Below are 20,303 nucleotides of genomic sequence, written 5' to 3'. Positions count from 1 at the left end.
CGAAGATTCCTGCAATTATTAAATTATTTTACAAAAGGGTGCTACCACAAAAGGAAAGGCTTGATAATCAACTATCAAGCCTTTGTAAGAAAGCAACTATAAGACCTCAATCTCCCTGATTTTCTTCTTGTGCCTCGTGGTTGTCCCCGCCGAGACTGTAGTAATTATTTTCCTCATCTTCATTGCCAACGATCTCATTCTCGTCATCCAGTTCCGAACCTGGGACATCAAGATCATCCCCCACAAAGTCGGACGCAAACGATTTTTCATTCCATTCTTCCGGATCTGCTTCTGGCGAATCTTTGATACGGTCTATATTCTCGGGATCAATGTCTTCTTCTACAAGGCCTTGCCTGAATATATCCTCTTCGGGCGGATAGTTGCCCGGGAGGTTATCATCATATTGGTCGGCATCATCATCTCTTGGGTTCATATTAATTGAGATTTAAGTTTTATTGACTGGGTTTAAAAAACCATTCCATCCGTTTTCTCCTAAAAATGACCGTATCTTCAAGTAGCAAACTTTCGAATCTTTCTTTTGAAAAAGAACGGGCAAATCGCTCTTCAATTTAATCTTCACAATTCAATTATTCGCTGCATGCAGAAAAATTTAGTGAAAACAACCGGTATGATGCTGGCACTCGCTGCCACAACATGCCTGTTTGCCTATCAAAACATTTCGGGAAACGTTCCTGTCAAAGAACAACCCATTGTCCCGGTTGACGCACAAGACATTAAACTTCCTGCTGGGTTCTCAGCAAAAATCCTGGCCAGCGATCTTGGTGCTACCAGGCATATAGCCGTAGGAAAGAGTGGCGATATTTATGTCAAACTCTCTAAGCTGAAGGACGGAAAAGGCACGTATCTGCTCAGGGATACCAATGGTGACGGTACGATCGACGAGCAAAAACTGTTCGGAGATTTTCCGGGTACTGGTGTCACCATTAAAAACGGATATTTGTACAGCTCGTCAAACAAAGGTGTTTACAGGTACAAGCTGAACGACAAGGAAGAAATCACTGATTTTGAAAATCCTGAGCTGATCGTAGAGGGCCTTGTGGACCACGGACGCGACAACGCCAAACCGCTTGCGCTCGACAACAACGGAAATCTATACGTGACGGTTGGATCATACAATGACAATTGCAGGCAGGCCGGATCGGCCAAAGGCATGTCCCCCTGCACCATACTGGATTCAGCTGGCGGAGTATGGAAATTCAAGGCCGACAAGCTCAACCAAAAGTTTTCCGATGGGACACGTTTTGCAACGGGCGTTAAAAATGCCGTCGGGATTGCCTGGGACACTAAAACGAACGGACTTTATGTGACCTCGCACGGAAGGGGCAAATTCGATGACATGTATCCGCAGTATTATACCCCAAAGCAAAGCTCGGAACTCCCTGCCGAGACATTCTACCGTCTAAAAGAAGGTGATGATGCAGGCTGGCCATACATTTATTACGATCATTTTCAAAACAAGAAAATTCTTGCCCCTGAGTATGGTGGCGACGGCAAGAAAACCTCGGGAGAAAAGGCCATTAACCCATTAGTTGCTTTTCCGGCGCACCTGGGGCCCAATGCGCTGATGTTTTACACAGGTTCTCAATTTCCCGCTCGTTACAAAAACGGGGCTTTCATCGCGTTCCACAGTCAGTCGTCTGAGCTCAAAAAAGGCTATCTGGTGGCATTTGTACCTTTTGTGAATGGCAAGGCAGGGAAGTGGGAAATTTTTGCCGACAATTTTGCAGGTGTTGACCTTGTGAAACCAACGGGTCCTATTCAGCACCGCCCGTGTGGTTTGGCACAGGGTCCAGATGGTTCATTATATGTGACCGACGACCTCAACGGCACGATTTTCAAAATCGATTACAAGAAAAAGTAGCTTAGAGGCTCATTCCGCCATCCACAAAAATATTCTGCCCTGTAATGAACCGTCCTGCTTCCGAACACAGCAGGACGGCCATTGCGGCACAATCCTGTGGATCACCAATCTGTCCGGAAGGTGTCTCCATGCGTTTATTGATACGCTCTTCCACTTCCGGAACTTCCTGGTCCAAACGCGGCGTCCCAATTACTCCGGGGGCCAGATTATTTACAGTAATACCTCTATCCGCCAGTTGCATTGCCATGTTTTTGAACCAGGTTCAGCACTGCTGATTTGGTAGCCGCGTAAACCAGCATGGATGGGTGCGGCTTAACCTGCTGAACACTTCCAATCGTCAGTATCCTACCCCACTTTTTACCTACCATTTCACCTGCAAATGATTGCATCAGAAATAAAGTGGATTTGAAATTGGCATTTACTTGTTGGTCAAAATCGTCGGAACCAATGTCGGCCCAGTTCTTCGGAATCTGGACAGATGCATTCAGAACTACAATATCCGGCGTTTTGCGAAACCTGACTATTTCTTCTATCAAAGACGCCGCGCCCTCCGCAAGTGAAAGATCGGCCTGCACTATGGAGGTTTTGACACCTGATTTTAGTATCTCGCCTGAGACTGCTTCCGCTTCTTCCCTGTCGCCGCGGTAATGCAAAATGATATCAGCCCCGTATTCAGCCAGCGCCAGTGCAATACCTTTGCCAATTCCTTGGCTTGAGCCGGTCACGAGGGCGGTTTTCCCTGCCAAATTGAATTTTTCAGAAATGGTCATGTGAATATCTTTTTGCACAAGACCATTAATTCCATGCCAAGAAGCACCGAACACGCCCACGAAACTGTCAGTTTTAGTTAGGCTAAAGTGGCAAAAGCCCTGACGGGAAATGTCCCTACCCCTTTAAATTTAGGCGGTACCGCACTAAACAAGTAATTGCTCCCGGGTAAAAGGTCCAGATTGCAAAGGTGTTCGACTATGAGGATGTCGGCCCCCAATAAGATCGTGTGTACAGGCCGGCTGGTGCCGCGGGTGTCATCGATGTTGTGACTGTCTATCCCTACCAGCCCCGCGCCTTCATTCTTCAGATATTCGGCTGCCTCCGCAGTCAGAAACGGATGGTTTTCATAATAGGCATCTGTATTCCAATTCGCTGACCAACCCGTCCTGACGATCACAGCCTTATCTCGTACTTCAACATTTTCAAAAAATGAAATGCCTATTTCAATCTGGCCTGTTGCATCAATGGTAATCGCATCCAGGTTCGCAAATGCCTCCAAGCCCACTTCAGACAGGTCCTTTCCATGTTCGTAGCGATGAAACGGGCAATCGATATAGGTGCCGGTGTTGCTCACCATTTCGATCTTTCCGATCTGGAATTCCGTTCCTTTCTCATATTTGCCTTTGGAATCTTCCCGGCTCAGGAAGTCGCAGATAATGGGTGCGGGAAGACCTTTGTAGGTAACCAGGCCATCAAAAATCGTATGGCTCAGATCAATTAATGTCATTTCGTGCAGGATGACTGTTTAAAAATCGGTATCCGGTTTGTCCAGCTGCATTTCTTTGATCCAGATATTTCTGTAATAAACATCGTGACCCTCCGATTGCAGCTTTAATCCGCCGGGCTTATCGGTAATTCCCTTTCCGCCATCATTTCCACCATCGATACCTGAATTAGGCCCGCCCCAAACCTGGCTGATTTTTTGGTTTGAATGGACTTTTTTGCCATTGAAATAAAGTGTCACCATCGGTTGTTCGACCAGCTTGCCGTCTTTGAACCTCGCCGCGCGGAAAAGTATGTCATAAGAATTCCATTTTCCGATCCCATTATAGGCATAATAAGGCGACTTGGACTCATTGATTACCGCAGCCATTCCATGAGAGGTCGTATCTCCGTCCAATACCTGAATTTCATATCTGTTCTGAAGATAAACGCCGCTGTTACCGCCCGGCTTCGTGATCAGGAACTCTACATGTGCACGGAAATCTTTGAATTGCTTTTTAGTCACAATATCAGCCGAACCGTACAGTCCTCCCGCCGATGCCGGGTCATTACAATTAATCACTGTCCCTTTATCGACCGGATCATTTACAACGGTCCATTTAATCGGTGGTTTTGCTGAAAACCTGGGTCCCTCCCAGTAAATCCATTTGTCATCAAGCATTTTTCTGCTGCCATCCAGGTACATTTCTGCTCCCTTTGGCGCTTTGATACCTACGCCTACCTGCGCATAAGACACCGAGACGGTTGAAAATAAAAGTACGGCCTGTAAAATGGCGCTGAATTGTATTTTGATAAAAAGCTGGTGCATTGGAGCAGTCAAGTTTGGTGAGGCACCGGTAACCGGCAAAGGATATAAGCATCCGCGAATTTGTAATTACTGTTTCTCAATTGGTTTTTTAGCTTTTGTGGAACAAATACCTCATATTTTACTGAAGAAATTCTGGTAAAAAAGTGGCTTATTATAGCCATAGGCCCAACGTATGGCTGCAAATGATAGCTCCGGCATGGAATTGGTGAATGTGCGGATCCTGTCGATCTCTAATAGGTCGATACTTTCAAACATTAACACACTGAACTGATATGGAGGCATTACATCAACAAAAAGGCATTAGCACAATAACCGGGGTATTCGCAACGACGGAAGATGCCGAAAATGCGTACCGGACATTATTAGCATTGGGATACGATGCAACGGAAATCGTTCTGATCATGTCGGAAGCTACCTGTGAAAAGGTTTATCAGCACTGTGGAGCAGATTTTTATACAAACCACTTATTAAGCCAAGCAAAAAAGCTACAGGTTACCAGGATCTCGGATGCATTGGATGTGTATGGAAGTTTTGTGGCGATTCCGGGACTGGCACTTGTAGTGGTCGGGAAATTAAATGAAGGAGGGATCAGAGCATTGTCGGGTTCCGTGATGTCCGACGATTATTCCGAGTACTTTCAACGAAGAATCGAGGATGGTGAAATCCTGATCGATTTCGGGCTTCATACCGCAAAAGAAAAGAAGCTGATCCTGGGGCTTTGGGAGAACTATGGAGGATATCCGCTGTTGAGAAGAGTTAGCGACGCCGCTTAAAAGAAAAGCCCGGCTGTCATGAAACAACCGGGCTTTCTTTTTTTCCTAATACTTATTTCAACGCTGTCGCAGGCTTATGGTCAGCTGCGAACAATGCATGGGTTTTCGGCGACTTTTCATTTGTGACCGCAATTGTCACAGCTTTTTCCTTCACATTAAAACCGTGCATTTCAACCTTTTTGACCCCGATATGCGGAGCAATTACGAGGGAAACGATAGACATCAGTTTGATCAGGATGTTCATCGAGGGGCCGGAAGTATCTTTAAACGGATCGCCTACTGTATCCCCGGTTACAGCTGCCTTATGTGGTTCAGACTTTTTATAGAATGTCTCCCCGTTGATAACAGCTCCTTTTTCAAAAGATTTTTTTGCATTGTCCCAGGCACCGCCGGCATTGTTCTGGAATATACCCATCAATACGCCTGAAACAGTTACACCTGCCAGTGTTCCGCCAAGCACTTCAGGGCCAAACAAAAATCCGACAATCACTGGCACGATCAGCGCGATCAGGCCTGGGGCAACCATTTCCTTGATAGATGCCTGTGTGGAAATAGCAACGCATTTATCGTATTCCGGCTTGGCGGTACCTTCCATAATGCCGGGAATTTCACGGAATTGACGGCGAACCTCTTCCACCATTTTCATGGCTGCACGACCCACCGCCGCAATCGCCAATGAGGAGAATATGAATGGTATCATAGCCCCAACAAACAAGCCGGCGAGCACATTTGCTTTGTAAATATCGATGGAGTTAATGCCTGCAACTCCACAAAAAGCTGCAAACAGGGCAAGCGAGGTAAGGGCAGCGGATGCGATCGCAAAGCCTTTTCCTGTCGCAGCTGTGGTATTCCCCACGGCATCCAGAATATCTGTGCGTCCGCGGACTTCTTCGGGCAGATGCGACATCTCGGCGATCCCCCCGGCATTATCTGCTATAGGGCCAAACGCGTCAATGGCCAATTGCATGGCGGTTGTCGCCATCATACCGGCGGCTGCAATGGCAACTCCGTATAAACCGGCAAATTCATAACTGATGTAAATACCGGCGGCCAGCACCAGTGTTGGAATAACCGTCGATTCCATACCCACCGAAAGTCCGCCGATAATGTTGGTAGCATGACCAGTGGAAGACTGATTTACAATAGATTGGACGGGACGCTTACCCATGGCCGTGTAAAATTCTGTCACCATCGACATGATCGCTCCTACAATTGAACCGAGCAAAATAGCCAGGTATACATCCATTGACGTAAAATCGACGCCACGAATTGTCAGGGTACCTTCCGGCAGCATCCACATTGTCAGCGGATAACTTACAATGAGGACAATGATGATAGATCCCCAGTTACCCCTGTTCAAGGCAGCCTGGACGTTGCCATTATCATCGCTTACCCGTACCAGCAGCATACCGATGATCGACGCGATCAACCCCATTCCGGCGATGACCATTGGCAGAAGAATAGGTGAAATGCCTCCAAAATTATCTGTTCCCTGTGCTACGATCTCACGACCTAAAACCATGGTAGCCAGAATTGTAGCCACATATGATCCAAACAAATCGGCCCCCATACCCGCAACATCGCCTACGTTGTCGCCCACGTTATCTGCAATGGTAGCCGGGTTGCGCGGATCATCCTCAGGGATCCCCGCCTCCACCTTACCAACCAGGTCGGCTCCAACATCGGCTGCTTTGGTGTAAATCCCGCCACCTACCCTCGCGAAAAGCGCGATGGATTCGGCACCAAGAGAAAAACCGGCCAGTACTTCAAGCACTTTTTCCATTCCCAGCCCATTGACGTCATTGGGATCAACAAATACGGAATAAAGTATAATGAATAACCCTCCCAGACCGATCACAGCCAGACTCGCTACCCCAATGCCCATTACCGAACCACCTGTAAATGAAACTTCCAGCGCCTTAGTAAGGCTTGTACGGGCAGCTTGTGTAGTCCGTACATTGGACTTGGTAGCAATATTCATCCCGATATAACCTGCAAAAGCAGAAACAAACGCACCGACCACAAATGATATACCAATAAAAGCACTGGAGTTCTCAACGAGCGTGCCTGAATAACCTAATAAAATACTGACAATAATACCAAAAACGATGAGTACGCGCCATTCGGCTTTCAGGAAGGCGAGCGCTCCGTCGGCGATAGCGTCCGCAATTTCTTTCATTTCAGGAGTCCCCGAATCCTGTTTGACCACCCAGCCTCGTTTAAAGAACATAACCAGCAAGCCAATTAGACCCAATGCCGGCACTAAATAGGTAATGTTACTCATGCGCGTTTCAATATTTGGTTAAAGGTTTTATAATTTCGTAAATATAGAGAATGGTGCATCATAACAAAATCGCAAAAAGCTTATTTTTGATTAATTCGTATAGATTTTATGAAATTTTGTAGACTACACCTGTGGCTTGCCGGACGAAGTCTACCCAGCTTTGTGCTTCGGACGCAGAATTGAAAGCAATGCATAGGATATCACAAAGCTGGCCCCCCCCATCAATACGGAGAGTAAAATCCCTCCCAAAAAATACTGTACGAAATTGACATGAATCGATTCCAGGGTAAGGTCGTCCATGGAATCAAGCTGCACACCATTTTTGTAAAATATGCCGCCGAATTTGTAACTCCCGAATATGATAAAAGGTATTAGCGGCGGGATGCTGATATTGGCGGCAGTCAGGAAAAGCACTTTGTTCATTTTGAAATAAATGGAAAGCGGAATGCCGACAAGCAGCTGAAAACCCCAAATAGGGAGGATTCCCATGAAAAAACCAAAGCCGATAGATTTAGCCTTACTGAAATTAGACTCTTCCGGTTTGATCGCCTCGTGTTTGATAACCTGCCAGAGGCCCTTTTTTCGCAACTCGATCCATAGTCTTTTGGGCAGATAATATAAAAGCGTCAGGAGTACCAGCCAGGTGTTCAATATACTGATACGAGTAAAGTCCCTCCATGGCCGGAAATGCGTAACCCGTTCATTTTTATCGTAAATCACCTGGATATTTACAGGGAGGATGGGCACGTTCTTCCACGCCAGCTTGACGATTACTTCAATCTCTGTTTCAAATTTGGTGGTGAACAGTTTCGTCGTTTTCAGTGGTTCCAGCGGGTATAGCCGGAAACCGGTCTGCGTGTCCGGCAAAGTGAGACCTGTTTCAAACTTGAACCAGAAATTAGAGAATTTGTTTCCAAATGAGCTTTTGCCTGGCACACCTTCCTGATCCATATTTCTGGAACCCATCAGCAAAGCGCCCGGATTTTGCATGGCTGCTTCCACGAAAACCGGTATATCCGATGCAAGATGCTGTCCGTCCGAATCAATGGTGATCGCATTTTTGTAGCCTAGCTTGATTGCTTCCCTAAAGCCTCTGCGGAGCGAATACCCTTTGCCTCGGTTGCTATTATTCGTGAGCACGGTCAATTTTAAACCGTATGACGATAAAATGTAAATGGTCTGATCCGTGGAACCGTCATTGATGACGATGACAGTTTGTTTTCCTGCAATCTGAAGCACGCTGTCTATAACCCTTCTAAGCGTATTTTGATTATTGTAGGTAGGAATGATAATGCAACACTCGATATCGGAAAGCGTCATAGAGAAGTTAAATAAACTAACTGAAATAATTTAACGTCCGTTGAGATTGCAGAAAGAGAGGTGTGTGTTTAAAAATAGGTGGCTTGTAATTTAAAAAAAGTTGTTCCGGAGTACTCCCCCGATGCTACGATATCCAACATGCCCATATCTTTATATCTGATATGGATGTTGACTACCGGTGTGTGGTTCGGGTCCAGGACTTCCAGAAATTTGCAGGACCTGATGCTCTTCAAACGAAAGTCCCTGTTCAGCTGACGCTCTAAAACAACCTTTACCAGTTCCAACTGGATCACCCCCGGGGTAACCGGAGCACCAGGAAAATGTCCCTCAAAAACACGGTGCGCTGCATTGATCCGTACTTCCGAAAAAAGGCCTTCATCGGTTTCTCCGATGCTTATGATAGCGTAAAGATCGTTTCCAAGCATTGGCTAACACATACTACTTACAAATCCTGAAAAAGGCTATCCTTAATGTCCTGATTAAATTTTTCGTTCTGAAACTTCATGATGCTCTTGTCACCCGCTTTTTCGAAAAATGCCAGTTCTTTCAACTTCAGCGAAGTTTTCGAAAACACCAGGGAGATTTTCGAATAAATGTTCCTCAGTCTCCTGTTCACCGGCGTGAGCACGATCAGGTACTGTTCTCCGTTTTCCTGGCAGGATAACGAAAAAGCCTTATTTTGCTGAAAATCACCGTTTACAAGGCCAATCATCAGCTCTTTAATCTGCCCGGCCATTCTGCCGGCCTGGCCAACATTTTTCTCTTTTCCCGCCTCCTGCACACGTAGTTGGTTTCCATTAATCAAAATGACATACTTCAAGGGCGCCTTCTGCTCCCACCTCATTTTGTCTTTTTGTTTATAGAAAAAGATACCCGACGAGACTTCCGGTTCTTTCAGCACAGAAAGATATTTTTCTTCAGTAAATGAGGCTTGTATGGACGTTGTTTCCTGGGAAGCTCTCCGCAGCTCTGCCAGTATCTTTTCAGGATTAGAAACTGGCTTGAATGATTGCGCACACAACTGCGACAGATACAGAAAACTAAAAATAAGCGCGGCCAGAGACCTAATTCTGATCATAGGGTTCTTTCTGAATGAGTTGAGGAAGAGGTACGATTTTCAAACCTGTATGTAAGCAATGCTCAATGACGTCTTCCAGGGCATCTGCAGTTACTTGCAGGTGATCGTGCAGTAAAATGATATCACGTGCTTTCAGGCTTGCTATTATTTTGTTAATAATCTGATATTTGCTTTTGGCCCTGGTATCCAGACTTCTCAAAGACCAGCCGATCGAGTTCAGCTGCAGATCTTTCAAAACGGAAGCGTAGCGCGGATTGGTAACACCGAAAGGCGGCCGGAAAAGCACCGGCGTTTTGCCGATCACATCCCTGATCACTTCATTGCAATGCGCGATGTCGGTTTTAAGCTTTCTGGGAGAGAAAAAACCAATGAGGTAATGATGGCTGAACGAATGATTGGCAATCACATGCCCCTCATCGTGCATCTGGCGGAGCAGTTCAGGAAAGCGTACCGCATTTTTGCCGATCACAAAAAATGTTGCCTTGATATTCTTTTCTTTTAAAACCTGCAAAATCCTGGGCGTAGTATCCGGATTGGGCCCGTCGTCGAACGTCAGCGCAATGGCTTTTGTCTTCCCGCTGTTAATTGATTTCAGGAAATAATTGGCCTGGATCTTGAACGAACCATAAGCTGTGGCGCCCATGTAAAGCAGGATGATCAGAATTAAAACAGGCCATAAAAAATCCGTCTCCCAGAAAATGATTCCACTGAGAGCAAAAACGGTAATGGACGTAAATGTGGTGATGTTATGTTTCAACGGATTGGATTAGCGTTAACCCTAAATTACCTTTTAACAGCGAGTTATAAATTAAAATGGTCTTTATATCTTCACGTCGCCCGATTATATCAACTGCATAATGTAAAGCGAAGGAGGAAGCGGTAGGGTAAACCCCTGCAAGATCGGTGTAATTCACCAATTTATCCGGTTTCATTCCTTTTGATTCCAATTCGGCCCCAATGCTCCCAGCGTATAAAACCAGGTCAGGCTCCAAGATGTCATTTTCATCGCAAAATGCCCTTATTTCAGTATGTGCATCATTCACCAGACCAAACGACCGCACGTCTTTGATCTTCGCGAGAGAACCTGGTTTTTGTTCATCGGATACCACAAAAAAAGATGCCCCGGAAGTCAGTTTCGCCTGATCATAGACATGCAGCCGTTCAGAAACCTCATCAAGAAACTCAATATGTTCATCTGCTGCACCAACAAGGATACATTCCTCCCCTTCCTCCAACAGCATCATCGCGTCCTGCAATGCGTGCTCAAACGAGAGCGTGTTCTGGGTATGCGTCATGTTATATCCGTGATTGCCGATGCTTAGCGAAATCTGGCCGGCCATTGTATTATGTGTCGACTGGATAAATGATGTCGGAGGAAGCAGTCCCTCTACCGTGATGGAGTTATTCAGAAACTTTTCTGTATCCTGCAGACAGCCTAATCCCGTACCTACCAAAATCGCTCCGGGCTGATCAATGCCGGCCTGTTCCAGACAATCTTTTGAACAGGCGACGGACATTCGCAGGATCTTACTCATCCTGCGCAACAGGCCAGCCTCTATAAAGGCTTTATAATCAGGACTAATCAGCACCGACTCAGCTTGTATAGGCACAATCTTACCCGAAAATCCCGCATTTTGAAATGTAGGTTGATGAGAGATTGTCGATGCAGCTGAGATATAGGGCACGGGACCGGGTTTTAAATGTGATCTGTAAAGACCAAAGATGAATTATTTCCCCCAAAACCAAATGAATTCGAAAGGACTGCGTGTATTGGTATATTGGTTTGCATACGGGTAACGGGAACGAGCCCCGTTGCCAATATCGGGTCTTTGAAATTCAGGTTTGGGTAAATGAACTGGTTTTGAATAGAAAGCACTGAAAATACCGCTTCTATCGCCCCGGCGGCGGCCAGTGTATGGCCGGTGAAAGCTTTAGTTGAACTAAATGCAGGTATATCTTCTCCAAAAACGTTTTTCAGTGCCACCGATTCCGACAAATCATTGTTCTTTGTCCCCGTTCCGTGCGCATTCACATAAGATATATCCTTTAAATCAAGTCCCGATTTGTTAATTGCGTTCTTGATGGCCAGGGTAGCACCGGTTCCTTCCGGCGATGAGGCGGTTTGATGGTATGCATCCGCTGCATTTGCCCAGCCATTCACAAAACAGATCACCCTGTTTCCCGTGATCTGGATACTTTTCTCGTTTTCAAGTAGCAGGAAACCAGCGCCTTCCCCGAGGTTCAATCCACTTCTGGATTCATCAAAAGGTCGGCACCATTGCTCGTCATAGATCATTAACGAACGAAAACCGTCGATGGTAAATTTGGTAAGCGCATCCGAGCCTCCCACCAAAACCCTGTCCAGCTTGCCCTGCTGCAACAGCCGTGCACCTAACATGATTGCGTTTGCGCCCGAGGAACAGGCCGTGGATAAGGTATTGATATAACCTGAAATACCCAATTCAGCGGCGATGCGCTCAGTAGTGCTGCCACTGTCGTGGGTCTTTAAAATCGAAAAGTCCGGATCAGATCGGGAGAGATAGTCTTTGAAAAAAACCTCGGTACGGTCCATCCCTCCGACAGACGTGGCCGAAATAATCCCGGTCCGGAGCTCTTTGAAAAGCCTGTTGCCGCCCCAGGCTTCCCTGGCCGCTTTCAGGCCCAATAACGAGGTTCTGGAAATGCTACGCGGGCCGGTTGCGAGATCTCTTTTCAAATCCTCGCTTGACAACTTAACTTCTCCGACTAAAAGCGAACGTTTCAAATCCAAAAAGGCCACTTCTTCAATCCCTGTCCTTCCTTCTTTCAAGGAAAACAGGTTCTCTTCCACGGATAATCCAATTGCAGAAACAATGCCAATTCCGGTAATGCGCACGCCCATTAAAAACAGGTTTATCAGTTTTTTCTTTTTCGGATGTAGTCAGCCATCGTATCAATCGACTTAAAGGCTTCTTTTCCCTCATCCGGATTTGTAACCTGGATACCATGGTATTTTTCCAGTAGCACGATAAGTTCCAGGGCGTCGATCGAGTCAAGCCCCAGGCCGGCATCATTGAACAACAATACGTCGTCCCCAATGTCGGCGGGTGTAATATCTTCCAGGTTAAGCTGTTCTATGATTTGCTTTTTGAGGTCTTCTTTTAATTGATCCATCAGAAATTGAGTTGAGCTTCAGTTAATTGTTGTTAGTCTCCTACCGGCAACACCAAGTAAATTTTCCCGGTTGAATTTTAAAGCGCCATCGCCACTCTGTTCCACCAGAAAAAGGAATGTACTGATCTGGTCCCCTAAAATTTCAAGCCACCCGCAAAGTGCGGCCTTTGAGCCGCCGGACAGTAAAATCCGGGCATAATTGAGAAAAAAATCAGGTGCGAATTTAGGTAAAACGGCAAACATATTCTCACCATACCATTTGTTGAGGATTGCAATTTCGCCCAGTACGATATTGGGCAATGTATATACAAATAAGGAAGGGCTTGGCGACCCATTCTTTTCGTAAGAGTTGATAAACCGCAAATCGGTATCGGTGCTAGACGACCTGTTGGCAAAAATCAAAGCGATTTCGTCATCCGCATAGTCGGTAACGATATGGGGATTGGCACGTTTGATCAATTCAGATGCCAGGAATCCCGCCTGGGACAGCATGTCCATCTTGTAAAATTTGGGATAGACAAACTCCTGCGCCTTGTAAATCTGCTTGAACCAGGAGTCGTCGGAGTCAACGTCCCGTTCTGCAACGATTTCTCCGTTTACTGAGCAGGTATCTTCACTTAAATGACAATATGCTGTAATTACACTCATAAACTCCTGATCAACAAAGAGGCATTTCCACCGCCAAATCCGGATGCCGTTTTTAAAATGGTTTTAATGGCCTTTTTCCTGTTTTCCGTGATGAGGTTAAGCGGCCGGGAAGTTCCCGCATGCTCGTACCCTGCACTTTTAACCAACACTCCATGTCTCATCATTTGCATGGACGCGGCAGTTTCAATAACACCGGCGGCGCCAAGCGTATGTCCGAAATATCCTTTCAGACTGCTCAAAGGTGTTTCGCTCAACCCTGCCCGATCGAATGCAATGGCTTCCATTTCATCATTGAAAACGGTAGCCGTTCCGTGAGCAGATACGAAGTCGATTTCAGCTGGATCTACCCGGTTCATTTCCAACGTTTTCCTGATGCTCCTGAAAAGCCCCTCGCCCGTCCGTGAAGGCCCTGAAATATGGTTGGCGTCATTGGCGCTGGTACCAGTAAGTAACCTCAAAGGCGGGTTTTTGTAAATTTCTTTTGTTGCTGATACCACTACGCCGCCACAACCCTCCCCCAGGGTAATCCCATTTCTTGCGGCATCGAAAGGTGCACAGGGCTTGTCGCTGATCGCGAAAAGCGACTGAAAACCAAACAAGACAAAATCCGAAATTACGTCACAGCCAATCACAATAGCATGGTCGTATATTTTCTGGCGTACGAAACTGCCTGCCGCATTGATCGCCAAAACGCCGGATATACATGCATTTGAAACCACGACAGGCTCATTTGCAAGCCCGAAAGTGGAAACGATTTTGGTTTTTGAGGATTCAAACTGATCGCTTACATCGGTATCGAGAGCGCCTTTGGTAGAGCTGAGCAGGACGATCGTGCGGTCGGAAGTCAGAATAAGCGGGTCGATATGCTTTGCAATTTCCGACAGGGCTCTTACGATCAGCTGCGTAAAACGATTTGCACTGTCTAGGTTTATCATTCTGGACAAATACAAGTTTTCTTTATTAAAGCCTGCGTTCTCAAGAAGCGAAATCCCTGTGTGGTTCTTCAAAAGGCCCAGCCAGTTTTCGCTGGCCGTTTCTCCCAATGGGCTAATGATCACTTCGGCACCTATGTGTGTCATTTTCAATGCAAAAATATTAGGGTGTGGATCGAGTAAGGCCTAAACCCGATTTTTTTCTTTCCATTGCCTGTAAAAATCAGGCGTAATCAATTCCAGCACCCTGGTTTCTTTATCCAGAAAAACCTGCATGGTTTTGCCAACCGCACACAATTCACCGGTTGTAAGATTGACTACTTCGTACTCGAACTGAATTTTTGCAGACTTGGCAGGAATATATCGGGTAATCACTTTGATTACCTGTCCGTAGTACACAGGTGCTTTGTGATCGATCTCCGACTTTACGATGGGCGTAAAATAACCTTTGTCAAAGATGGTCAGGTATTCCAGTCCATATGCTTTCCCAAATGCTTCACGTCCGTCTTCAAAAAATTTGAGGTAATTTCCGTGCCACACAACTCCCATGGCATCTGTCTCACTAAATCGTATATCTATCTCGATTTCCGACGCAATCATATTTTTCAAATTAGGGGTTAGCCGGTAACGACAATCTTCATTTCACATCCTAGCAATATACGCCCTTCCATGAAACTTTCCCCTTTAACCAGGTAAATATTTCCCAGCTGATGTGTGGGGGTAACAATCGTCTGAATGGTTGCATGGACCGGCGGAAGTTCGAAAACCTCTAGCTTGCTGATCGCTCCGATAAATCCGATTTTAGGCTGCCCATTCGCTTCCCGGTCCAGGTATCCAAACGAGACGGCACAGGTTTGAGCAATATTCTCAATCAGTCCGGACTCCTGTAAATATCCTTTTTCGACAAGGATATTGTCCGGTTCAATGAAAAAATCCGTTTCAAATCTTTCGTGCCCGACTCGTACCAGGTTGTCTATCATCACAAACGGCGGACGATGTGGAATGAACTGCGTAATCGTTTCTTTCGGGACAACCATCAATTGAAAAAATTGAAGTAATTAAACCATTGCTCAGGATATTCTTTCACTTTTCTCTCCAATTCAGCGACGTAGAGACCCGCAATCTCCTCGGGTTTCATTTTATTCGTAATCGGCAGCGTCGAACTTAAATGGTAGCTATACTTACCATCTTTGGCGGCAAAAACAAAAGTAACCGGCGCATCAAATTTAGCCGCAATGACAAATGGGCCATACGGGAACTTGGCTTTCTTACCCAGAAAGGCCAGCTCAATGTATTTCGCGCCGTCCATATACCTATCAGAATGTATGGCAACAAATTCGTTGTTGACCAAGGCATTGCGAATGGAAATAATGTGCGACAGGTCATTCTTGATCGGGATGACCTTAAACCGTGAACCGCCTGTGGACAGGTCCATATATTTCTTGATGTTCTCCACCTCGGCGTCGAGCATCACAATATTGATGGTTGGCGTAATCCGTCCTTTGAGCAGGTTGCCCGCGGTTTCCCAGTTTCCCAGATGCGCACTTAACAAAATCCCTCCTTTGCCCCGATCACGGATATCGATCAGATATTGTTCATTTTCAAAGACATGGGTAAATTTCTTGTTCTTGCCGAGAAGGAAAGCGGCCCGGTCTACCAGGGTTTGCCCGAAAATGTAGAAGTTCTTTCGGACTAGTTTCCGGGCCTCCCGGCCCGAGACGTGCAATGTATCCTGATAGAAATCTAAGAGTGCTTTTTTAGGTTTGTCCGCAAACAGATAGTAATAATAGGTAACTATCCTTAAAAGAAGATATGCAAACTCTAGACCAAGGAAGTTGATGAAAAACAGAAAAATCTTGTATCCCGTTAGGGATCCCCTGGTCTTACCGTCCCAACGGCTCATTTTTTACAATGAAAGTTTCTTGCGGACCAGCTGATAAAAATCGCCGAAGGTGACAATTTCCTTAAAATCTTCGCCGGTTAATTTAACGTTCAGGTTTTCTTCTATCAAAACGACCAGATCTACATAATCAAGACTGTCCAGATCCAAAGTATCTTTCAGACTATTTTCAGGAAGAATAAGATCCCGGTCTACCTCAAATTCCTCAGATAAAAAATCTCTGGTCTCTTCAATTACTTCTTCCCAACTCATTTTTACGTCGTTATCATGCATGGCTGCAAAATTAGTTTATTCTGACTGATAGTTTAAAAATATTCCCGAATTTTAAAATATAGCTACGCGGCCATACAATAATTTCAAACCAAATTCATTGCCAAACCAGGTATATTCAAGGTGAACAAAAATACTAAATTTCCAGCAGCAGAAACTGCCGCTTGAGAAGATCAGGGTAAGACTGAAGTGAAATTTAGATCTTTCTGAGAATCAAAGTAGAGTTGGTCCCGCCGAATCCAAAAGAATTAGACAGAAAGCAATTGATGCCCTGCTCCTTGGTTTGAGGAATGATATTGATTTTGGCAGAATCCTCGTCAGGATTGTCAAAATTAATGTTTGGGGCGATAAATGAGTGCTGCATCATCAGCAGGGAATACACAATCTCACTTGCGCCGGCCATCCAGCATTCGTGGCCTGTCATCGATTTGGTGGAGCTGACGGGTACTTTTTCACCAAAAACCTCATAGATCGCGCGTGCTTCGCTTCCGTCGCCCACCGGCGTGGACGTAGCATGGGCGTTGATATAATCCACTTCCCCGGTCGTGATTCCCGCCTGCTTTAAAGCCATCCGCAAGGAACGTACCTGCCCGTCGATGCTCGGGTTGGAGATGTGGTCACCATTGGAAGAAAACCCGTAACCGATCAACTCGGCAAGTATCGGTGCACCGCGGCTCACTGCCGACTCATATGATTCGAGGATGACCGTAGCCGCGCCGCCACTCGGGATAAGTCCGTCCCTGTCGCGGTCGAACGGACGTGAAGCCTTCGACGGCTCGGACTCACGCACCGAAAAGGTACCCAGTCCGTCGAAACTCGCCATTGAAATTGCATTGATCTCCTGGGCACCGCCGCAAATGATCCTGTCCTGCAATCCCTGACTGATCATCAGATAACCCATCCCAATAGAGTGGGAACCCGAAGCACAGGCTGCACTTAGTGTGAAATTGATCCCTTTCAGTTTAAAGATCGTCGAAAGGTTCATGTTGACGGTGCTGTTCATATTCTGAAAAATAGCACCACTTCCGATCAGCGTCGTATCGTGTTTTTCCTTTACTTTATCTATAGCCTCAACCACGGACGCGGCCGTACTGTCATTTCCATAGATAATTCCTGTCTCGGACTTTTCAAGAAAATCAATGTCCAGGCCCGATAATTCCAGCGCTTCTTTCGTCGCCATGTAGGCATATATCGCGGGCTGGTGCATGCCTACACGTTGTCTTCTGGAAAGAAAATTCTTGAGGTCCGGCTCCTTCACCATACCTGTCAGCGCAGAGCGAAAGCCAAAGTCCTTCCTTACCTGATCAAATATAATCCCGCTTTTCCCGGCATGCAGTGATTTTGTCACCTCTTCCAGGTTTTCGCCAAGGCAAGAATAAATTCCAATTCCGGTAATGACAACTCTTTGACCCATGGATTATGAATAGATTCCCCCGTTGATATTGATCACCTCGCCGGTGATGTATGCCGCTTTATCCGATACCAGAAAGCTTACCAGATGCGCCACTTCCTCTGCTTTCCCAAAACGGTTCATCGGGATCATTTGTTTCAATTCCTCTTCATTCAGATCCTTGGTCATATCGCTGGTAATAAATCCGGGCGCAACCGCATTGACCGTAATCTTACGTTTCGCGACCTCCTGCGCCAATGCCTTGGTACCTGAGATGATCGCACCTTTTGCTGCCGAATAATTCATTTGGCCGGCCACACCTTTCATTCCCGAAACAGACGCAATGTTGACAATCCGGCCGGAACGTTTCCGGAGCATTTGCTGAATGGCGTTTTGGGTTACATTAAAAAGACCCTTAGCCGAAATATTCATCACATCGTCCCAATCCTTTTCCGGCATCCACATCAACAGCCCGTCACGGGTAATTCCGGCGTTATTCACCAGGACACTGATGTGTTTATCTTCGTTTTTCGCCTTCCAGCCGTTTAAAGCTTCATCCACTTCTGATTTGGTCTGCACGTTAAACTGAATCAGTTCTCCGTTTCCGCCAGCGGACTGTATTTCAGCCAGTGTTTCCTCAGCAGCCTGCTGGTTTGAAGCATAATTCACGAGGATATAGAGCCCATGGTCTTTGGCCAGCTGAACCGCGATAGCCCTGCCAAGCCCCCTGGATGCTCCGGTAACCAATGCACAGCTCATAATTGAAACGGGATTTCTTTAATATATTCGTAAACAGCCGCAATGCTTTCGGCCTGGGGCAGATCTTCCTTTATAAAGTGGGCCTTTTGCCTAATCTGACGGTACACAGACAGCGCATTGGGCGACAATCTTTCTTTTTCGTCGGGATCAAGCAAATCGATCGCCTGGCAGATCGCCATGATGTGGATAGACATCACCTGGAACGCGTTCTCCAAAACCTGCTTAGCCAATACGGCACTGTTGGTACCCATGCTCACAATGTCCTGGTTATCATTGTTGTTTGGAATACTATGGACGTAAACAGAATTGGAAAGGGCCTGATTCTCGGCGGTTGTAGAGGTCGCCGTAAACTGTACGCCCTGAAAACCGAAATTAAGTCCCCAGGTACCGGCATTCAGGAAAGGAGGAAACTTGTTATTTAACTTACTGTTCATCAAAAAGTTAAGCTGCCTTTCCATGAGCATCGACAATTTCGTCAGGACAATTTTGACCTTGTCCATTTCCAATGAAATGTAGTCGCCATGGAAGTTACCGCCATGAAAAACATTGTCGTCCTCCGGGCTCACAATCGGATTGTCGTTGGTAGAGTTCAGCTCATTTTCAACCACTTCCTGTGCGTATTGCAAAGTGTCCAGTATAGGCCCGAGTATCTGGGGAACGCAGCGGATGGAATAATATTCCTGAATTTTCCTTTCAAATTCCTTACGCTGCATGGCGGTATCGTCTTTGAACAATTCCTCCCGGTTGCGGATCATCCCGCTTCCGGCAACGAAATCGCGCATCTGCTGGGCGATCAATTGCTGGCCCTTGTGGTGTTTAACCGCATTAAGCTCCTTTGAAAAAGAATCGTCAAATGCTTCGATCACCTCGTTCAGCATCGATGACGCCGCTACCGCCCATTGAACCAGTCTTTTCCCGTAAATCAGGTTGATTGCCGCCATACCTGTCATGCAAGACGTCCCGTTGATCAGTCCAAGACCATCCCGCAGCTCCATTTTGAGTGGCGAAATGCCTTTTTCCTCCAGTACTGCCGCTGTCTTCTTCCTGATCCCGCCTTCGTACACATGCCCTTCCCCGATCAGGTTCAGGCCCAAATGCGACAATTGGACCAGGTCGCCGCTCGCACCAACGCTGCCATGTTCGAAGATTTCGGGTGTGATGCCGTTGTTCAAAAATGCCACCAGTTGCTTGATTACCCCCGTGCTTACCCCGGAATTGGCTTGCAAAAAAGAATTCAGCCGGGCTACCATCACACTCCTGGCATAGATATCGTTCAGCGGCTTCCCGATCCCGCTGGAATGGCTGCGGATCAGGTTGTATTGCAGGTTACTTAGTTTGTCGGTCTCAATCCGGTATTGCGCCATAGGGCCAAAGCCGGTGTTGATTCCGTATATAATTTTATCTTTGGAAAAATTCGTTAAAAAGGCAAAAGATTTTGATACTTGATTGAGGGCGTCTTCGGCTAAGATAAATTCCTTCTTTTCAAAAGCATACTGCTCGATCTGAGCTAATGAAATACGATTCATTTAGGGATGGCGTGATTAGTAGTGTAAAATAAATCTTTTTTTGCGGTTTTGGCAAACCAGGACACCCCCTTATGAGCCATCGGATG

At 46.2% G+C, this 20,303-nt stretch carries 24 protein-coding genes; 2 read left to right on the top strand and 22 right to left on the bottom strand.

What is annotated here, in order from left to right; translation table 11 throughout:
* Positions 1-106: 106 nt before the first annotated feature.
* Positions 107-433 carry a hypothetical protein gene (locus AC1XUF_RS27425; protein WP_483345060.1) on the bottom strand — a complete coding sequence of 109 codons (327 nt, stop codon included), beginning with the start codon at positions 431-433 and terminating at the stop codon, positions 107-109.
* 165 nt (positions 434-598) lie between these two features.
* On the opposite strand from AC1XUF_RS27425, the gene AC1XUF_RS27420 reads away from it, so the two are divergent.
* Positions 599-1,882 carry a PQQ-dependent sugar dehydrogenase gene (locus AC1XUF_RS27420; protein WP_483345059.1) on the top strand — a complete coding sequence of 428 codons (1,284 nt, stop codon included), beginning with the start codon at positions 599-601 and terminating at the stop codon, positions 1,880-1,882.
* A 1-nt stretch (position 1,883) separates the two neighbouring features.
* On the opposite strand, the gene AC1XUF_RS27415 is transcribed toward AC1XUF_RS27420, so the two are convergent.
* The 4 genes from AC1XUF_RS27415 to AC1XUF_RS27400 all read right to left on the bottom strand — a co-directional run bounded on the left by AC1XUF_RS27415 (position 1,884) and on the right by AC1XUF_RS27400 (position 4,184).
* The gene (locus AC1XUF_RS27415; protein WP_483345058.1) at positions 1,884-2,129 is read right to left on the bottom strand and encodes an SDR family NAD(P)-dependent oxidoreductase; all 246 of its coding nucleotides are present in this window, start codon (positions 2,127-2,129) and stop codon (positions 1,884-1,886) included.
* Positions 2,107-2,652: an SDR family NAD(P)-dependent oxidoreductase gene (locus tag AC1XUF_RS27410; RefSeq protein ID WP_483345057.1), complete on the bottom strand. Its 546-nt coding sequence runs from the start codon at positions 2,650-2,652 to the stop codon at positions 2,107-2,109. The genes AC1XUF_RS27415 and AC1XUF_RS27410 overlap by 23 nt, the downstream gene beginning before the upstream one ends.
* Positions 2,653-2,729: 77 nt before the next feature.
* Entirely contained in the window at positions 2,730-3,380 is a 651-nt protein-coding gene (locus AC1XUF_RS27405) for a cyclase family protein (RefSeq protein ID WP_483345056.1), read from the bottom strand.
* Between the two features lie 18 nt (positions 3,381-3,398).
* Positions 3,399-4,184 carry a 3-keto-disaccharide hydrolase gene (locus AC1XUF_RS27400; protein WP_483345055.1) on the bottom strand — a complete coding sequence of 262 codons (786 nt, stop codon included), beginning with the start codon at positions 4,182-4,184 and terminating at the stop codon, positions 3,399-3,401.
* A 272-nt stretch (positions 4,185-4,456) separates the two neighbouring features.
* On the opposite strand from AC1XUF_RS27400, the gene AC1XUF_RS27395 reads away from it, so the two are divergent.
* Entirely contained in the window at positions 4,457-4,957 is a 501-nt protein-coding gene (locus AC1XUF_RS27395) for a hypothetical protein (RefSeq protein WP_483345054.1), read from the top strand.
* A gap of 52 nt (positions 4,958-5,009) precedes the next feature.
* Here AC1XUF_RS27395 and AC1XUF_RS27390 read toward each other — a convergent pair whose 3' ends face one another.
* From AC1XUF_RS27390 to flxA, 17 genes are all read right to left on the bottom strand, one after another.
* The gene (locus AC1XUF_RS27390; protein ID WP_483345053.1) at positions 5,010-7,241 is read right to left on the bottom strand and encodes a sodium-translocating pyrophosphatase; all 2,232 of its coding nucleotides are present in this window, start codon (positions 7,239-7,241) and stop codon (positions 5,010-5,012) included.
* A gap of 150 nt (positions 7,242-7,391) precedes the next feature.
* A complete protein-coding gene (locus AC1XUF_RS27385; protein ID WP_483345052.1) occupies positions 7,392-8,561 on the bottom strand; it encodes a DUF2062 domain-containing protein in 1,170 nt (389 codons plus the stop codon).
* A gap of 68 nt (positions 8,562-8,629) precedes the next feature.
* Positions 8,630-8,986: an ApeI family dehydratase gene (locus tag AC1XUF_RS27380; protein ID WP_483345051.1), complete on the bottom strand. Its 357-nt coding sequence runs from the start codon at positions 8,984-8,986 to the stop codon at positions 8,630-8,632.
* 17 nt (positions 8,987-9,003) lie between these two features.
* The gene (gene lolA2, locus AC1XUF_RS27375) at positions 9,004-9,639 is read right to left on the bottom strand and encodes a flexirubin biosynthesis/transport protein LolA2 (RefSeq protein ID WP_483345050.1); all 636 of its coding nucleotides are present in this window, start codon (positions 9,637-9,639) and stop codon (positions 9,004-9,006) included.
* Positions 9,626-10,396: a polysaccharide deacetylase family protein gene (locus AC1XUF_RS27370; RefSeq protein WP_483345049.1), complete on the bottom strand. Its 771-nt coding sequence runs from the start codon at positions 10,394-10,396 to the stop codon at positions 9,626-9,628. The genes lolA2 and AC1XUF_RS27370 overlap by 14 nt, the downstream gene beginning before the upstream one ends.
* Positions 10,386-11,324, bottom strand: a complete 939-nt coding sequence (locus AC1XUF_RS27365) for a beta-ketoacyl synthase chain length factor (protein WP_483345048.1) — start codon at positions 11,322-11,324, stop codon at positions 10,386-10,388. Before AC1XUF_RS27365 ends, AC1XUF_RS27370 begins: the two co-directional genes overlap by 11 nt.
* 11 nt (positions 11,325-11,335) lie before the next feature.
* On the bottom strand, positions 11,336-12,520 hold the full coding sequence (locus tag AC1XUF_RS27360) for a beta-ketoacyl-[acyl-carrier-protein] synthase family protein (RefSeq protein ID WP_483345047.1): 1,185 nt from the start codon (positions 12,518-12,520) through the stop codon (positions 11,336-11,338).
* Between the two features lie 14 nt (positions 12,521-12,534).
* The gene (locus tag AC1XUF_RS27355; RefSeq protein ID WP_483345046.1) at positions 12,535-12,792 is read right to left on the bottom strand and encodes a phosphopantetheine-binding protein; all 258 of its coding nucleotides are present in this window, start codon (positions 12,790-12,792) and stop codon (positions 12,535-12,537) included.
* An 18-nt stretch (positions 12,793-12,810) separates the two neighbouring features.
* A complete protein-coding gene (locus tag AC1XUF_RS27350) occupies positions 12,811-13,440 on the bottom strand; it encodes a hypothetical protein (protein WP_483345045.1) in 630 nt (209 codons plus the stop codon).
* Positions 13,437-14,519 (bottom strand): beta-ketoacyl synthase N-terminal-like domain-containing protein, encoded by a 1,083-nt coding sequence (locus AC1XUF_RS27345; RefSeq protein WP_483345044.1) that lies wholly within the window; start codon positions 14,517-14,519, stop codon positions 13,437-13,439. Before AC1XUF_RS27345 ends, AC1XUF_RS27350 begins: the two co-directional genes overlap by 4 nt.
* Before the next feature lie 39 nt (positions 14,520-14,558).
* Positions 14,559-14,972: an acyl-CoA thioesterase gene (locus tag AC1XUF_RS27340; protein WP_483345122.1), complete on the bottom strand. Its 414-nt coding sequence runs from the start codon at positions 14,970-14,972 to the stop codon at positions 14,559-14,561.
* A gap of 17 nt (positions 14,973-14,989) precedes the next feature.
* Positions 14,990-15,409 carry a hotdog family protein gene (locus AC1XUF_RS27335; RefSeq protein WP_483345043.1) on the bottom strand — a complete coding sequence of 140 codons (420 nt, stop codon included), beginning with the start codon at positions 15,407-15,409 and terminating at the stop codon, positions 14,990-14,992.
* A complete protein-coding gene (locus AC1XUF_RS27330; RefSeq protein ID WP_483345042.1) occupies positions 15,409-16,275 on the bottom strand; it encodes an LpxL/LpxP family acyltransferase in 867 nt (288 codons plus the stop codon). Before AC1XUF_RS27330 ends, AC1XUF_RS27335 begins: the two co-directional genes overlap by 1 nt.
* Before the next feature lie 3 nt (positions 16,276-16,278).
* Positions 16,279-16,545 (bottom strand): acyl carrier protein, encoded by a 267-nt coding sequence (locus tag AC1XUF_RS27325; RefSeq protein WP_483345041.1) that lies wholly within the window; start codon positions 16,543-16,545, stop codon positions 16,279-16,281.
* 193 nt (positions 16,546-16,738) lie between these two features.
* A complete protein-coding gene (locus AC1XUF_RS27320; protein WP_483345040.1) occupies positions 16,739-17,956 on the bottom strand; it encodes a beta-ketoacyl-[acyl-carrier-protein] synthase family protein in 1,218 nt (405 codons plus the stop codon).
* A gap of 3 nt (positions 17,957-17,959) precedes the next feature.
* Complete coding sequence (gene flxB, locus AC1XUF_RS27315) at positions 17,960-18,691, bottom strand: flexirubin biosynthesis SDR family reductase FlxB (protein WP_483345039.1); 732 nt, start codon at positions 18,689-18,691, stop codon at positions 17,960-17,962.
* Positions 18,688-20,217, bottom strand: a complete 1,530-nt coding sequence (gene flxA / locus AC1XUF_RS27310) for a flexirubin biosynthesis tyrosine ammonia-lyase FlxA (protein ID WP_483345038.1) — start codon at positions 20,215-20,217, stop codon at positions 18,688-18,690. Before flxA ends, flxB begins: the two co-directional genes overlap by 4 nt.
* Positions 20,218-20,303: the final 86 nt, after the last annotated feature.

This window comes from Dyadobacter sp. HNCC25DJ185, assembly GCF_056895195.1.
The sequence above is the reverse complement of the archived record's forward strand: the minus strand, read 5'-3'. Positions and strand labels throughout refer to the sequence as shown.